Consider the following 14,015-nt stretch of genomic DNA (forward strand, 5'->3'; position numbering starts at 1 on the left):
CGGGGCAGGGGATTGCTCGGGCACGCTGCCAGCGCGGCGTGGCTCAGGCACAATCGCACGGCATGGGTTAACGCTTGATGACAAGAGGACAGCGCAAGATGTCTGATCGAGAAGTGGAACGGGGTTCGGGCGTCGCGGTGTGGCGGCAGATAGGCGAGGCGCTGGCGGACGACATCCGCAACAAGCTGTACCTGCCGGGCGAGCAATTGCCGCCGGAGCCTGAGCTCGCCAACCGCTTCGCCGTGAACCGGCACACCATCCGCCGCGCCATGGGCGAGCTGGAGCTGAGCGGCCTGGTGCGCATCGAACAGGGCCGCGGCACCTTCGTGCAGGAGCACGCGATCGACTACGCCATCGGGCGCCGCACCCGCTTCTCGCAGAACCTGGCGGCGCAGGGCGTGCGCGGCCATACCGAAGTCGTCGCCAGCCAGGTGGTGCGCGCGCCGGAGGTGGCCAAGCAGCTCGGGCTGGCGCGCACCGCCGAGCTGGTCCATGCGCAGATGATCGGCAAGGCCGAGGACCGCACCATCGACGTGGCCGAGCACTACTTCGACCTCAAGCGCTTTCCCGGCATCGACGAGGTGCTGCGCGCCAGGCAATCCGTATCGCGTGCGTTGGCGCATTACGGCATTGCGGACTACACCCGCAAGTGGTCGCGCATTACCGCGGCGATGCCCAGCGCGCCGGTGGCGCGGATGCTGAACCAGCCCAAGACGCGCCCGGTGCTGCAGGTCGAGGCGCTGAACGTCGATATCGACGGCAACCCGGTGCAGTACAGCGTCGTGCGCTTCGCCGGCGACTGGGTGCAGCTGACGGTGTCGGACCGCGACTGAGGCGCTCATGCCGCATTGGTCTAGACATCCGGCTGTCATCTGCCTGCGCTACTGTCTGCGGTCAACCCCACCAAACCGGGGCAGTCTGCGCCCGCACGCGCGTGCACGTGCATGACGCCGCTGGTAACCTTGCCGCATGACTCAAGCCGCGTACCGCTACGCCATCTACCTGTCGCCATCCGGCCCGCTCGACACCTTCGGCAAACATTGGCTGGGGCGTGACGCCGACACCGGCGCCATGCTGCCTCCGCCCACCGGCCAGCCCGCCGCGCCGCCCGAGTGGATCAAGGCGCCGGCTCACTACGGCCTGCATGCCACCCTGAAGCCGCCGTTCCGGCTTGCCGACGGCGCCAACGGGGCCATGATCGATGCCGCCGCGCGGGATCTTGCGCGCCGGCAGACGCCGTTCGACGCGCCGCTGGCGCTGCGCGCGCTGCGTGGTTTTGTCGCATGGACGCTCGCCGATGGCGGCTCGCCGCCGATGCAGGCGCTGGCCGATGCCTGCGTGCTGGCCTTCGATCCCTTGCGCGCGCCGCCTTCGGCGCAGGAACTGGCCAGGCGCGCGCCGGACCAGCTGAGCGATGAAGAGCGCCGCATGCTGGACGCATGGGGCTACCCGTATGTGTTCGGCACCTTCGTGTTCCATATCACGCTGACCGGCATGCTCGATGCCGCCAGCCAGCGCGCCGCGATCGCGCAACTCGAAGCGGCCAGCGGCAAGCTGCTGCAAGACCCGTTGCATGTTGACCGCATCAGCGTCTTCGTGCAGCCCGCCGCGGGCGAGGATTTCGTCGTCGCCCGCCACTACGGCTTCGACGACAGCATCACGGACGGCGCCGGCGCGGCGTACCTGGGCGCATGAGCGCGGCGACCGTGGCCGACGGACACGGCCTGTTCTACCTGATGGGGCCGTCCGGCAGCGGCAAGGACTCGCTGCTGCGCGCGCTGCGCGAACGACTGGGCGCCGATCACCGCATCGTCATCGCGCATCGCTACATCACCCGTGCCGCCGACGCCAACGAGGCCTCGGTGGCGCTGACGCCCGAGGAATTCCACCGCCGCCGCGCGCTGGGCTGCCTGGCGCTGGACTGGCACAGCCACGGCCTGCACTACGGCATCGGCATCGAGATCGAGCAGTGGCTGGCGCGCGGCCTGACGGTGATCGTCAACGGCTCGCGCGAGTACCTGCCGCAGGCGGTGGCACGCTACCCGAAGCTGTGCGCGGTACACGTGCGGGTGCAGCCGGAGGTGCTGGCCGCGCGCCTGCGCCAGCGCGGACGCGAGGCGGAAGACGCGATTGCAAAACGGCTGGCCCGCGCACGGCAGGCATTCGCCGTCCCGCCAGGATGCCGGCTGGTCGAGATCGACAACAGCGGCGGGCTGGACACGGCAGTGGCGGCGCTGGCGCAACTGGTGGGCGCTGCACCTCCAGCGGCACGGCAAGCCTGAGGTCAGAGCTCGATGCTGAAGCTGATGCCATGCTCGGTAAAGCCGAGCTGGCGATAGAAATGGTGGGCGCGCAGGCGTCGCGCACTGGAAGACAGTGCCAGCTTGGCCGCGCCGGCTTCCCGCGCCAGCCGCATCGCCTCGCGCATCATGGCCTTGCCGATGCCCATGCCGCGCGCGGCCGGCGCCACCACCACGGCTTCGACGATCGCCTCCGGGCGCCCGTCGTGGACCATCACCGAGAACACCAGCAGGCTGAAGGTGCCGAGCGGCACCTCGTCCGGGCCCACCATCATGTAGCAGCGATAGTCCGGATAGCGCCGCATGGTGGCATAGCGCTCGCGCATGGTGGCGAGCGGCAACGGCGCCTCGCCGTCCATCGTGGCGAGCAGCGCGGACAGGTGCAGCAGCTCCGCGTCGGAGCCGCGCACTTCGCGCAGCGCCAGCGAGACTTCGGTAGTCGGCATGGCGTTCAGACCAGCACCTTGCGGATCTGGGCCGACAGGATGTCGATGGCCGAGACGAACACGATGATGATGATCATCACCGCGCAGGTCTGCCCGTACTGGAAGCTGCGGATGATTTCCCACAGCACGGTGCCGATGCCGCCGGCGCCGACGATGCCCACCACCGACGCCGAACGCACGTTGGATTCGAAGCGGTACAGCGCGAACGACAGCCACAGCGGCAGCACCTGCGGAATCACGCCGTAGACGATTTCCTCGACCGGGCCGGCGCCGGTGGCGCGCACGCCTTCGACCGGGCGCGGGTCGATGGCTTCGACCGCTTCGGCAAACAGCTTGGCCAGCACGCCGGTGGTGTGGATCCAGATCGCCAGCACGCCGGCGAACGGGCCCAGCCCGACGGCGACGATAAACAGCATGGCGAACACCATTTCATTGATGGCGCGGCATGCATCCATGATGCGGCGCGCGGGCTGGTAGACCCACGCCGGCACGATATTGGCCGAGCACAGCAGCCCCAGCGGCACCGCCATCACCACCGCCAGCGCCGTGCCCCACAGTGCGATCTGCACCGTCACCAGCATCTCGTCCAGGTAGTGGCGCCAGTCGCGGAAATCGGGCGGGAAGAAATCGCCCGCGAACCTGGCCATGTTGTCGGAATCGCGCAGCAGGTCGAGCGGGCGCATGTCGGCGCCTTGCCACGACAGGGCCAGCATGGCCAGCAGCACCGCCCAGGTCAGCGGCACGGCAAGGGGCGTGCGCGGCGGGCGCACGTGGCTTCGGGGCGTGGGAGGCAGGCCGGGCGTGGCGGAGACGGTCATGGAGCGGTCCGGATACAGCGGGAATTGAAAAGCGGTGCGAAGCGGGCGGTGACGGGCCGCCGGCTCCGGCAAGACAGGTCGAACAGTGCGGTGGCGGCCAACCGGTTACTGCGTGCTGCCGGCGGCCTTGTCCAGTTCCGCCAGGCGGCGGCTCACGTCGGACAGGCGCTTTTCCTTGTCGGCGGCGGCCAGCGTGGTATCGGATTCGATCTTGGCCTTTTCGCGAGCCAGCTCGATCTGGCGGATCGGCACCAGCTGCGCATCGTTCGAGGCGCGGAAGCCCTGGTAAGTCAGGTTGGCCAGCACCTGCTTCTCGCGCGCCGCGTCGGTGCCCTTGCCGTAGTTGACGAAGAAGGTCTGGATCTTCTTTTTCAGTTCGGGCGCCAGGTCCTTGCGGTAGACCATCGGGTCGGCCGGGATCAGCGGCGACTTCCACAGCACGCGCACCTGGTCATAGGCGTTCTTGCCCGTGTTGATACGGTAGCGCTCCATGTTCTCGGTGTTGTTGACGGCCACGTCGACCTGCTTGTTCAGCACCGACAGCAGGTTGGTTTCATGGTTGCCGATGCGCACGGCCTTGAACAGCGTCTTCGGCTCGACCTTGTTGGCGCTCCACAGGTAGAAGCCCGGCACCGCCGTGCCCGAGGTGGAGTTGGGGTCGCCGGCGCCGTAGGTCAGGTCCTTGCCGCGCCTGATCACGTCTTCGACGCTCTTCAGGTCGCTGTCCTTGTTGACCACCAGCACCGACCAGTAGCCCGGGTTGCCGTCCTTGTCGATCACCGACGCAAACACCTCGCCGCTGGCGCGGTCGACCGCTTCCATGGCCGACTTGTTGCCAAACCAGGCGATCTGCACCTTGTTGAAACGCATGCCTTCGATGATGCCGGCATAGTCGGAGGCGAAGAACGGCTTGATGGGCACGCCCAGGGTCTTGCTCAGGTCGTCGATCAGCGGCTGCCAGGCGGTTTTCAGGTTGGACGACGACTCGGTCGAGATAAAGCCGATGTTCAGGCTCTTCGCCTCCTGCGCGAAGGCGGGCAGGGCAACCGCGGCCGAGGCCGCGACGGCGATGAAGGTTCTGCGAAGCATGGGCTACTCCGGTGGAAAGCGGTTGGGGGAATGGGGCTGCGGCAATCGCTCAGGCGGCCGCCAGGTTCATCGTGACCAGCGCCGGCGCCGGCATGGGCGTGGCGCTGTCGTCGTCTTCAGGCACGGCATCGCGCAACAGTTCTTCGGCTTCGGTGCCATAGAGATCGCGCAGCATGGCCGGCGTCAGCGCGGCCGAGGGGCCGTCATAGACCACCTTGCCGTGGCGCAGCGCGACCACGCGCGGGCAGTAGCGCAGAGCCACGTCCACCTGGTGCAGCGACACCACCACCGCCACCTTGCGGCTGCGGTTGATCTGCCTGAGCAGCGACATCACGCGGCGCGAGGATTCCGGATCGAGCGAGGCGATCGGCTCGTCGGCCAGGATCACGCTGGCGTTCTGCACCAGCGTGCGCGCAATCGCGGCGCGCTGCTGCTGGCCGCCCGACAGCGTCGAAGCCCGTTGAAAGGCATAGTCGTCTATACCAACTTGCGCAAGCGCATCGAGCCCCCTGCGGATTTCGTCGGCCCTGAACACGCGCAGCAGGCCGCGCCATTTGGGTACGCGCGCCAGCATGCCGACCAGCACATTGGTGATCACCGGCAGGCGTCCCACCAGGTTGAACTGCTGGAACACGAAGCCGATCTCGCGCCGCACCTGGCGTACGTTGCCGGCCAGGCGGCCATTGCGCTGCACGTGGCGGCCATTGACCAGGATCTCGCCGGCGCCGGCGTCGCCGGTGACGAAGCCGGCCACATGGCGCAGCAGCGTAGACTTGCCGGATCCGGACGCGCCCAGCAGCGCGACCATCTCGCCCGGTGCGATCTGCAGCGTGACATCGTCAAGCGCCTTGCGGTCCGCACGGAACGATTTGCTCAGCCCGCGGACTTCAATTGCGTGCGTCATGTCGACTCCCCTGACTTGAATGACCTGCGCATTCTGGCGGGGGTGGATGACAGAACGATGACTGGTGGACCGATCCGGAACGGTCATCGGACACTGGTTTGGGCGGGCGAGGCCGGGGAACCGGTAAAGTCTTGTTTATTTTCCGCGCCCGCTGCACTGATTGCCGGCGCACCACGGTCAGACGATCTGATATGAACCAAACTCTTCAAAAGGCAATGCAAGCCATTGCCGCCGCCGCGGCGCTGCTTTGCGGCGCTGGCGCCCACGCTGCCGAGCGTGTCGATGCGGACACGCTCAGGCGTGTCGTCGACGCGGCGATCCAGCCGGTGATGCAGGCGCACGATGTGCCGGGCATGGCCGTGACCGTCACGGCCGGCGGCAAGCAGTACGACTTCCACTACGGCGTCGCCGCCAAGGCGGGCGGCCGCAAGGTCGACGCCGATACGCTGTTCGAGATCGGTTCGGTCAGCAAGACCTTCACCGCGACGCTGGCCGCCTATGCGCAAGCGCGCGGCGACTTGTCGCTGACCGACAATGCGGCGAAGTACCTGCCGCAACTCGCTGGCAGCAGCGTGGGCGCGACCAGCCTGCTGGACCTGGGGACGTACACGGCCGGCGGGTTGCCGCTGCAGTTTCCGGAGGGCGTCACCGATACCGGAAAAATGGTCGAGTACTTCCGCGACTGGCGTCCACGCTACGCCCCCGGCACCCACCGGCAATACTCGAAGCCCAGCATCGGCCTGTTCGGCTACCTCGCCGCACGCAGCATGGGGCAGCCGTTCGATGTGTTGATGGAGAAGACGCTGTTCCCCGCGCTCGGGCTGCGCAGCACCTACATCACGGTGCCGCAGGCGCGCAGGAAGGACTATGCCTATGGCTACGCCAAGGATGGCAAGGCGGTCCGCGTCACCCCGGGCGTGCTGGATGCCGAGGCCTACGGCGTCAAGACCACGTCGGCCGACATGATGCGCTTCGTCATGGCCAATATCGACGGCAGCGGGCTGGACCAGACCCTGCAGCGCGCGCTGGCCACCACCCGCACCGGCTACTTCAAGGTCGGCGACATGGTGCAGGGGCTGGCGTGGGAAATGTACCCCTGGCCGGCGCAGCGCGACAGCGTGCTGGCCGGCAGCTCGCAGCAGGTGGTGTTCGAGGCCAACCCGGTGGCGCGGCTGGAGCCGCCGCAGGCGCCGCGCAGCGCCATGCTGGTCAACAAGACCGGCTCGACCAATGGCTTCGGCGCCTATGTCGCCTACGTGCCGTCGCAGCGCATCGGCATCGTGATGCTGGCAAACAAGAACTACCCGGTCGCGGAGCGGGTGAAGGCGGCGTTCAAGGTGCTGCAGTATCTGGACGGACAGCAGGTGGGGGAGGGCAAGCCTTGAAGGGTGATTTGACTTCGTGGATGCGCTGGCCCTCTCCCCCGCCCCTCTCCCGCAAGCGGGAGAGGGGAGAAAACAGGCGGGCAAGAAAAGCCGAAGGGATCGCCAGCGACATCGCAATTCAGTGCCGTAATGATTGAAAGCACCAAAAATTTTTGTCAGTGACGGAATAGTCCAGCCTCCCCACGTGTATACGCAGGAAACTATCCCGACCCAGGCCCACGCCAGTCCGCGGCCAACCGGAGACCCTGCGATGCAACGAAGTTCCTCATGTCATGCCGCCGGCACCGCGGTGCGCGCCTTGGCGGCACTGTGCCTGTCGGCCGCGAGCCTGGCCGCGCCGGCCGAGAACGCGCACCAGCACCCGGGCAAGGCGGCACCTCCGCCCTTCATCGCCAGCACCGCGAAACCCTATGCCGCCCTGATCGACGATGCCATGAACGTAATGCACCACGGCATGACGCAGGCCCCCACCAACGGCATCCCCGACCATGACTTCGTCGCCATGATGATCCCGCACCACCAGGGCGCGATCGACATGGCCAAGGCGCTGCTGCTGTACGGCAAGGATCCGGCGCTGCGCAACCTGGCGCAGGGCATCATCACCGAGCAGCAGAACGAGATACGGTTGATGCAGGCGTGGCTGCAGCGCCACCAGGCCCAGCCGTCCCAGTCCACGCCGCCGCGTTGACCGGCCCATGCCTGTCGCGCGCCTTATGCCAACCGCATCCAGCCCCCTTACCGCCATGAAGAAGAACACGCTTGTCGCCCTGGCCATTTCCCTCGGCGCGCCACTGGCCAGCGCCGCCCCGCAACCGCAGGACCGGGTCTATACCGCGGACCAGAACAGCAACACCGTGTCGGTGATCGATCCCGCTGCCAACCGGCTGCTCGGCCAGATCCGGCTTGGCAATGCACGCCCCGATGTGCTGTCGCCGCTGTACAAGGGCGAACTCAACGTCCACGGCCTGGGTTTTTCCCCGGACCACCGGACGCTGATCGCCATCTCCAATGGCTCCAACTCGGTCGCGTTCATCGAGACCGCCACCAACCGGGTCAAGGGCATCGCCTATATCGGCCGCTCGCCGCACGAGGGCTTCTTTACCGCCGATGGCAAGGAGGTATGGGTGGTGGTGCGCGGCGAGGACTACATCTCGGTCATCGATCCCGCCACGTTCCGTGAAACCCGGCGCATCCCGACCACGGCCGGGCCGGGCATGGTGCTGTTCCACCCGGCGGGCAAGCTTGCCTTCGTCGTGTCGAGTTTCAATCCGGTGGTCGATGTGATCGACGTCAAGGCACGCAAGGTGGTGAAGCGGCTGGACGTGGCCAGCCCGTTCTCGCCCTTCCTGCAATTCACGCCGGACTTCAGGGAAGTCTGGATGACGCACAAGGACGTGGGCAAGGTCACACGCATCGATACCGAGAAGCTGGCGGTGAAGGGCGTGTTCGATACCGGCTTCATCACCAACCACCTGGCCTTTGCCCGCACCGCGCGCGGCACGCTGGCGTACGTGACGGTCGGGGGCGAGAACGTGGTGAAGGTGTTCACCACCGACGCCACGCCCACGCTGGTCGCGACCATTCCCGTCGGCGCGCTGCCGCATGGCATCTGGGCGGCGGACGATGGCTCGCGCGTCTATGTCGGCCTGGAAAACGGCGATGCGGTGGATGTGATCGACACCGCCGACAACCGCGTCGTCGCCCGCGTGCCGGTGGGCCAGGCGCCGCAGGCGCTGGTCTATGTCAGCAACGCGGTGCCTGGCGGCGCCGGCACCGCCAACCTGGTGCCGAGGGCGAACACCGAGCCGCTCAACGTTGCGCTCAAGCCGCTCCGCGGCGGCGACGCCAAGGGCTTTGTCGTGGCGCGCAACTTGGGCGTGGTCGATGCGCTCGAGGTCTCGCTGTTCAAGCTGAAGCCGGAAGCGCAATACAGCGTCTACGTGGGCGGGCAGAAAACGCCGGTGGCAAGCTTCAGGACCAACCCGGCCGGCATGGCCAACGGCACCGCGATCGGCCCGCTGCGGGAGGTGGTGTCGACGCTGTCGCCGCAGGCGCCGTCACCGGTGCAGCTGGTGGTGATGGAGGGCAACGCGCCGCCGGATCCGGCCAACGCGGTACTGGTCAGCGCGCCCTGAGCGCGATCGCGAGCAGCGCAGCAGCACGGGGCAGGGTGCTCACGGCACATTGCTCTGGGTGAAATCGAACGGTTTGCCGGGCACGTCGTAGGCGCCGCCGAACTCGAACGGCGCATTGCCCGACTTGCCGACGCCGATATGCAGAGGCGTATTCCCGCCTTGCAGGCTAATCGGCGCGTAGCGATAGTTCATCACCTGCCTGCCGGTGTAGTCGGCAATGGTGATCACGCTGGTCAGCAGCGGGTTCTGCTGGGTCTCGTCCACCGTGATGGGATCGACGATGCGCGAATCCTGCAGCGTCTTCTCGACAGTCAGGCCCACCATGTCGACCAGCTGGATTTTCTGCGCGCCGCGAGATACCACCCACAGCCTGGTGTTGGAATTGCCCAGCCCCACGTTGACATGGTGCTTCATGCTGGTGGGATTCTTGCCAACCTGCACGCTAAGCATCTCCTCGATCAGCTTCGGGTCGGGATTGCGGCCGGACTGCAGCCCCGCCACGGAGAACGCGCGGATCTTGCCTTCCTCCGTCGCCACCCAGGCGCGGCCGGGAATCGGCAGGATCGAGATCCTGACGGCCGTGGGCTTCTGCGGCAGGCGGACCGACTTGACGATGGCCGGCGCGTAGTTGTCCACGGCAAATACCGGCGGCCACTGGGCATCGCCCAGGCCGGTGTTGGCCAGCGTCGCTTGCAACGCGGCATGGCTGCCTTCGAAGTAGGCCCGGTTGACCTTGTCGAACAGCGGCTTCAGGTCGAGGAAGATCACCTTTTTCTCGGACTTCGAAATCACCGCCGCCACGCCGGCCCGGGACACCAGCCTGCCGTTGATGCCCGTGCGCGTGAAGCTCTTCTGGTTGATGCTGCTGGTGGCCGGGTTTACCTCCGTCTTGGTCCGGCTGGCGCCGCGGCGGCCGACCGGGTCGATCAGCCAGCCCTGCGTGCTGTTGTCCTGCATCACGCCAAAATCCGTGACCGCCGAGATGTCCGTCGGTGCCACCATGCCGGGCAGGTCGATAAAGCCCAGCAGCTTGATAAAGACGAAGTTGGAAATATTGCGCAGTCCGGGGTAAAGACCCGGCCACGAGCCCGCGCTGGGATCATAGGGCCCGCCGACCTTGCTGCCATCGGCCAGGCTGCCCAGCGCCAGCACGGCCACCTGGCCCTTGAAGGCGACGGTATCCCAGATCGTTACCAGGGCGAATTCCGAGTTGGTCGTGATCGCAATCGCCGTCGGCACCTTGCCCGTGGGTAATTTCACGGCAGCGGAGTGCGAGGCGGTATTGCTGCCGACCGAGGCAATCAGCCCGTTCTGGAACGCTATCAAAGCCTGGGCGCAATCGTGTTCGCTGCAGCGCCCCATGGCGATCGGGCGCCTGGGCATTTCGCCGCCATTGACCGCGATATGGTTTTTCAACTGGGGGTCGGTGGCGACATGCCCGTAAACCCAAGGCAACTGCGGTTTCTCGGCAACCGTCCCGGCACTCAGCGCCAGCGTCAGCAGCGAAGTCACGCCAGGGTCCGACGCCGCATCGGCGCGATAAATGACGTCCCCCATATTGCTGCCGTAATCGTTGCGGGAGCAATCCAGCTGGCCCAGCTGATAGATGACCTTCAGGTTGTGATCCAGCTCTGATTTGGGAAACTCCTTTTGATAGCACGGATTGGCGTGCGGATAAAAGGTCTTGTCGCCCGGCTGCCAGTGCGTTGGCGCCCCAGCCACCGGCCTGGTATTGGCCGGGCCGTAGCGATAGGCAATGGCCTCGTCGCTGCTGTAATCGGACGCAATCGCCAGATAGGCTTCCCGCACCAGCTTGCCTTCTGCATCCACGACGTCGTCGAACCATGGCCGCGGCGGTGCTGCCGGAGCTGTCGCTGCGGGCAGCGGGCGTTCCGCGGGCACTTGCGCGGGCACCGGCTTGGCGGCCACCGCCACCGATGCGGTAGCAGACGGCACCGGCGCCGCGGCGCGGCGCTCGGCATCGCGTTCGCAGCCGGCCAGCGCCAGCATGACGACGCAGGAAGCCAGCGTCAGTTTGATGGCCCGACGCATGGCGGTGTGGTGCGATGGCAAGCGTTTCCCAGGCATCAGTCTTTATGCGGCGCAAAAGAAAATCGTGGGGCGCAAAGATTCGCCAGGTTGGACTTTGGCAGCTTTCCGGCCGTGGCTTAGTACGCCAGCACATATTTCTGGTGCATTGGCTCGCGCGGCTGCACTCCATGTCTGCATTGTTATCGGTAATCGCCCCAATCGACGTTCCGGCGCGCTTGCATAATGCGTTGCCGGTTCCGGCACGCTGCTTGCTTTTTGCCACAAAACGACATAGGTTTCCTCATGCATATCGGTTGAGCCATTGGTTCGCCGGCTGCATCAGGGGTCGAGAAACCGGCTGGCAAAGCGCGGGACCAAAACACAGGACCAACACGCGCGCACAGGGCGGTTTCGATAAATCGAACTGGGAGGAATCGATTTGTCGTGGTGGCGTCGGCATTCTCGCCAACGCCGCCTTGGTGTTTTCGTCGGCGGGCTTGCAGTCGGCTCGCCAGCCCGAGTATGACCGGCTCCCCTGGGCCCCCGCGATGATCCATCTGCCCCCGCGCGTGCAAAGCATGACGATCCGCATGAGAACGGTCGCCTTGTCGGCGGCCTTCATGCTGCTGGTGTTTCTGCTGGTGACCTGGATGGTTTCGTACCAGATGGTCAGCCATTCCCGCCAGGACCGCAAACAGGTCCAGGCCGTCTACGTGGCCAGCAAGGAAAAGGAGTTGCGCCACTACGTCGAACTCGGGCACGCGACCCTGACCCGCATCGCCCAGGGCAGCGGCGAGGAGGCCGCGCTGCAGCAACAGGCGCTCGCCGCGCTGTCGCGCATGCATTTCGGCAATGACGGCTATTTCTTTGTCTACGATCGCCTCGGCAACGTGCTGCTGAATCCGGGCAGCATGGGCATCGACGGGGTCGATTTCTGCGACCCGGCCGATACCGGCAGCGACCAGGCCAGGATGCTGATCAAACAGGCGCAAGCCGGCGGCGGCATTGTCCGGTACAACTGGATCAAGCCATCCTCGCGTACCGAGGCACCCAAGATGTCGTATGTGAGGACCGCCGACAAATGGGGGTGGGTTATCGGCGCCGGCCTCTATATGGACGATATCGAGCGCGAACTGGCCGCGTTCGATGCCAACGCCGCCCGCACGCTGCGCGATACGCAGATACGGCTGACGGCCTTCGCGATCGGCTCGGTCATGCTGATCAGCCTGGCCGGCCTGGCCTGGAACCTGCGCAATTCGCGCATCTCTGGCGAGAAGCTGCGGCGCCTGGCGCGGCGCGTGGTGAGTTCGCAGGAAGAGGAGCGCGCCCGCGTCGCACGCGAGCTGCATGATGGCGTGGTGCAGGTGCTGGTGTCGTCCAAGTACCTGCTCGAGACCGCGCAGGTGCATCTGGAACAGGACCCCGGCACCGCCCCGGACAAGGACCACCCGCCCTCGCGCCGCCACGCGCCGCAGGCCCTGCTGGCACAGGGCCTGGGCCGCCTGCAGGAAGCGCTGGTCGAGATCCGGCGGGTCTCGCACGGGCTGCATCCGGCCTTGCTGAGCGACCTGGGGCTGGCCGCCGCGCTGCGCATGCTGGTCGAGCAGCTGCACCCGCCGCGCGCCGTGGAGGTGCGCTTCATCGAGCAAGGGGCCATCCCCGCGCTGTCGCAGGCCCAGCGCACCGCGCTGTTCCGGGTCGCGCAGGAGGCCTTGAACAACGCGCTCACGCACGCGCAGGCGGGCCGGGTCCAGGTCACGCTGGCCGGCAGCGGCCATCACGTCGCGCTGACCATCGAGGACAACGGCCATGGCTTCGACCTGAACAAGGTCCGCGCCGACGGCAAGGGCGGCATCGGCCTGCGCAATATGCGCGAGCGCATCGAAAGCCTGGAGGGCAGCGACTTCGCGGTGCATACCGGTCCCCGCGGCACGCGCGTCGAGGCCCGCCTGCGCCTGCCGGCGCCAGCGCCCGAAACACAGACCAGGATCAGGACCACAACCAGGCCCGCACGACGCCTGGGCCATCATTCCCCCGCCAGGAGGCCTGCCGCATGACCCCCAACCTTCGTGTGCTGCTGGTCGATGACCATCCGTTTGTGCTGGACGGCGTCCGCCTGCGCCTGGAGGCGACCGGGGAAATGACAGTGGTGGGCCAGGCGGCGAGCGTGGAGGAGGCCATCGTCCTGGCCGGTCAGCACGACCCGGACCTGGTGGTGTCGGACATCCACATGCCCGATGCCAACGGCCTGCAGCTGGCCACGCGCTTTGCCGAACGCTTTCCGTCGGTGCGCGTGATCGCGCTGTCGATGCACAAGGACCCCGAATACGTGCGGCGCGCCTTTGCGCTGGGCGTCGCCGCCTACGTCCTCAAGGAAGCGCCCGCGCAGGAACTGGTGACCGCGATCCGTACCGTCGCAGCCGGCGGCACCTATCTCAACGCCGAACTGCAGGCCTTCCTGCACACCGACGAGCCGCCGCAGTCTTCGCGCCGCGCGCTCACGCCGAAGGAAGCCACGGTGCTGAAGCTGCTCGCCGAAGGCCGCTCCAACAAGGAGATCGCCGAGCGGCTCGGCACTTCGGTGCGCACCGTCGAAACGCACCGGCTGCACCTGCGCCGCAAGCTGCAGGTTGGCGGCCGCGCCGAGCTGGTGAAGTACGCGGTCCACTTCTCCGACCTGCACGCGATCCAGCTGGCCGACGCCGCACTGGCCGCCGACTGCTGACTGCCCTCCAGCCGTGCGATGTGTTCATGCCTGGTGCGTCTGCACCGCGGCAGGGCGGTGGTGCGCACCATCATCGTCGCGCAAACGGGCTCTCTGTATTACTGCGTAGGGGAAAGTCGTGCTGCTGTTGCGGCGGTTGTTTGCGTAGACTTTTTTCCAGAACAGGCGCCAGGCATGCGGCA

Annotated in this window: 13 protein-coding genes; 8 read left to right on the forward strand and 5 right to left on the reverse strand. The window is 66.7% G+C overall.

Annotation, left to right across the window (positions count from 1 at the left end; translation table 11 throughout):
• Positions 1-98: 98 nt before the first annotated feature.
• The 3 genes from phnF (at position 99) to phnN (ending at position 2,282) form a co-directional block, all read left to right on the forward strand.
• A complete protein-coding gene (gene phnF / locus C7416_RS26415; protein WP_111521620.1) occupies positions 99-833 on the forward strand; it encodes a phosphonate metabolism transcriptional regulator PhnF in 735 nt (244 codons plus the stop codon).
• 136 nt (positions 834-969) lie between these two features.
• The gene (locus tag C7416_RS26420) at positions 970-1,695 is read left to right on the forward strand and encodes a DUF1045 domain-containing protein (protein ID WP_111521621.1); all 726 of its coding nucleotides are present in this window, start codon (positions 970-972) and stop codon (positions 1,693-1,695) included.
• Entirely contained in the window at positions 1,692-2,282 is a 591-nt protein-coding gene (gene phnN / locus C7416_RS26425) for a phosphonate metabolism protein/1,5-bisphosphokinase (PRPP-forming) PhnN (protein ID WP_111521622.1), read from the forward strand. Before C7416_RS26420 ends, phnN begins: the two co-directional genes overlap by 4 nt.
• A gap of 2 nt (positions 2,283-2,284) precedes the next feature.
• Here the strand turns inward: phnN and C7416_RS26430 are convergent, their stop codons facing one another.
• The 4 genes from C7416_RS26430 to phnC form a co-directional block, all read right to left on the reverse strand.
• On the reverse strand, positions 2,285-2,746 hold the full coding sequence (locus tag C7416_RS26430; protein ID WP_111521623.1) for a GNAT family N-acetyltransferase: 462 nt from the start codon (positions 2,744-2,746) through the stop codon (positions 2,285-2,287).
• A 5-nt stretch (positions 2,747-2,751) separates the two neighbouring features.
• Positions 2,752-3,564 carry a phosphonate ABC transporter, permease protein PhnE gene (gene phnE, locus C7416_RS26435; protein ID WP_111521624.1) on the reverse strand — a complete coding sequence of 271 codons (813 nt, stop codon included), beginning with the start codon at positions 3,562-3,564 and terminating at the stop codon, positions 2,752-2,754.
• Between the two features lie 105 nt (positions 3,565-3,669).
• On the reverse strand, positions 3,670-4,653 hold the full coding sequence (phnD, locus tag C7416_RS26440; RefSeq protein ID WP_111521625.1) for a phosphonate ABC transporter substrate-binding protein: 984 nt from the start codon (positions 4,651-4,653) through the stop codon (positions 3,670-3,672).
• 49 nt (positions 4,654-4,702) lie between these two features.
• Positions 4,703-5,557: a phosphonate ABC transporter ATP-binding protein gene (gene phnC / locus C7416_RS26445; protein ID WP_111521626.1), complete on the reverse strand. Its 855-nt coding sequence runs from the start codon at positions 5,555-5,557 to the stop codon at positions 4,703-4,705.
• Between the two features lie 191 nt (positions 5,558-5,748).
• Between phnC and ampC the strand changes: the two genes are divergently transcribed.
• The 3 genes from ampC (at position 5,749) to C7416_RS26460 (ending at position 9,077) form a co-directional block, all read left to right on the forward strand.
• Positions 5,749-6,942 (forward strand): class C beta-lactamase, encoded by a 1,194-nt coding sequence (ampC, locus tag C7416_RS26450; RefSeq protein ID WP_111521627.1) that lies wholly within the window; start codon positions 5,749-5,751, stop codon positions 6,940-6,942.
• A 250-nt stretch (positions 6,943-7,192) separates the two neighbouring features.
• Positions 7,193-7,630, forward strand: coding sequence for a CopM family metallochaperone (copM, locus tag C7416_RS26455; RefSeq protein ID WP_111521628.1), 438 nt, complete (start codon positions 7,193-7,195; stop codon positions 7,628-7,630).
• A gap of 55 nt (positions 7,631-7,685) precedes the next feature.
• A complete protein-coding gene (locus C7416_RS26460; RefSeq protein ID WP_111521629.1) occupies positions 7,686-9,077 on the forward strand; it encodes a YncE family protein in 1,392 nt (463 codons plus the stop codon).
• A gap of 39 nt (positions 9,078-9,116) precedes the next feature.
• On the opposite strand, the gene C7416_RS26465 is transcribed toward C7416_RS26460, so the two are convergent.
• On the reverse strand, positions 9,117-11,129 hold the full coding sequence (locus C7416_RS26465) for a hypothetical protein (protein WP_240988279.1): 2,013 nt from the start codon (positions 11,127-11,129) through the stop codon (positions 9,117-9,119).
• Between the two features lie 14 nt (positions 11,130-11,143).
• Between C7416_RS26465 and C7416_RS26470 the strand changes: the two genes are divergently transcribed.
• Both C7416_RS26470 and C7416_RS26475 read left to right on the forward strand, forming a co-directional pair.
• Entirely contained in the window at positions 11,144-13,165 is a 2,022-nt protein-coding gene (locus C7416_RS26470; protein WP_240988280.1) for a cache domain-containing protein, read from the forward strand.
• The gene (locus C7416_RS26475) at positions 13,162-13,833 is read left to right on the forward strand and encodes a response regulator (protein WP_111521632.1); all 672 of its coding nucleotides are present in this window, start codon (positions 13,162-13,164) and stop codon (positions 13,831-13,833) included. The genes C7416_RS26470 and C7416_RS26475 overlap by 4 nt, the downstream gene beginning before the upstream one ends.
• The last annotated feature ends 182 nt before the right edge of the window (positions 13,834-14,015 follow it).

Origin of the sequence: Cupriavidus phytorum, assembly GCF_003254285.1 — a bacterium.
GTDB lineage: Bacteria > Pseudomonadota > Gammaproteobacteria > Burkholderiales > Burkholderiaceae > Cupriavidus > Cupriavidus phytorum.

Bases quoted from the DNA above. Each gene is read 5' to 3' on its own strand.
- phnE (WP_111521624.1), bottom strand. From the start codon at position 3,564: ATGACCGTCTCCGCCACGCCCGGCCTGCCTCCCACGCCCCGAAGCCAC.
- ampC (WP_111521627.1), top strand. From the start codon at position 5,749: ATGAACCAAACTCTTCAAAAGGCAATGCAAGCCATTGCCGCCGCCGCG.
- C7416_RS26475 (WP_111521632.1), top strand. From the start codon at position 13,162: ATGACCCCCAACCTTCGTGTGCTGCTGGTCGATGACCATCCGTTTGTG.
- C7416_RS26465 (WP_240988279.1), bottom strand. From the start codon at position 11,129: ATGCGTCGGGCCATCAAACTGACGCTGGCTTCCTGCGTCGTCATGCTG.
- C7416_RS26420 (WP_111521621.1), top strand. From the start codon at position 970: ATGACTCAAGCCGCGTACCGCTACGCCATCTACCTGTCGCCATCCGGC.
- C7416_RS26430 (WP_111521623.1), bottom strand. From the start codon at position 2,746: ATGCCGACTACCGAAGTCTCGCTGGCGCTGCGCGAAGTGCGCGGCTCC.
- C7416_RS26470 (WP_240988280.1), top strand. From the start codon at position 11,144: ATGGCAAGCGTTTCCCAGGCATCAGTCTTTATGCGGCGCAAAAGAAAA.
- phnD (WP_111521625.1), bottom strand. From the start codon at position 4,653: ATGCTTCGCAGAACCTTCATCGCCGTCGCGGCCTCGGCCGCGGTTGCC.
- copM (WP_111521628.1), top strand. From the start codon at position 7,193: ATGCAACGAAGTTCCTCATGTCATGCCGCCGGCACCGCGGTGCGCGCC.
- phnF (WP_111521620.1), top strand. From the start codon at position 99: ATGTCTGATCGAGAAGTGGAACGGGGTTCGGGCGTCGCGGTGTGGCGG.
- phnC (WP_111521626.1), bottom strand. From the start codon at position 5,557: ATGACGCACGCAATTGAAGTCCGCGGGCTGAGCAAATCGTTCCGTGCG.
- C7416_RS26460 (WP_111521629.1), top strand. From the start codon at position 7,686: ATGAAGAAGAACACGCTTGTCGCCCTGGCCATTTCCCTCGGCGCGCCA.
- phnN (WP_111521622.1), top strand. From the start codon at position 1,692: ATGAGCGCGGCGACCGTGGCCGACGGACACGGCCTGTTCTACCTGATG.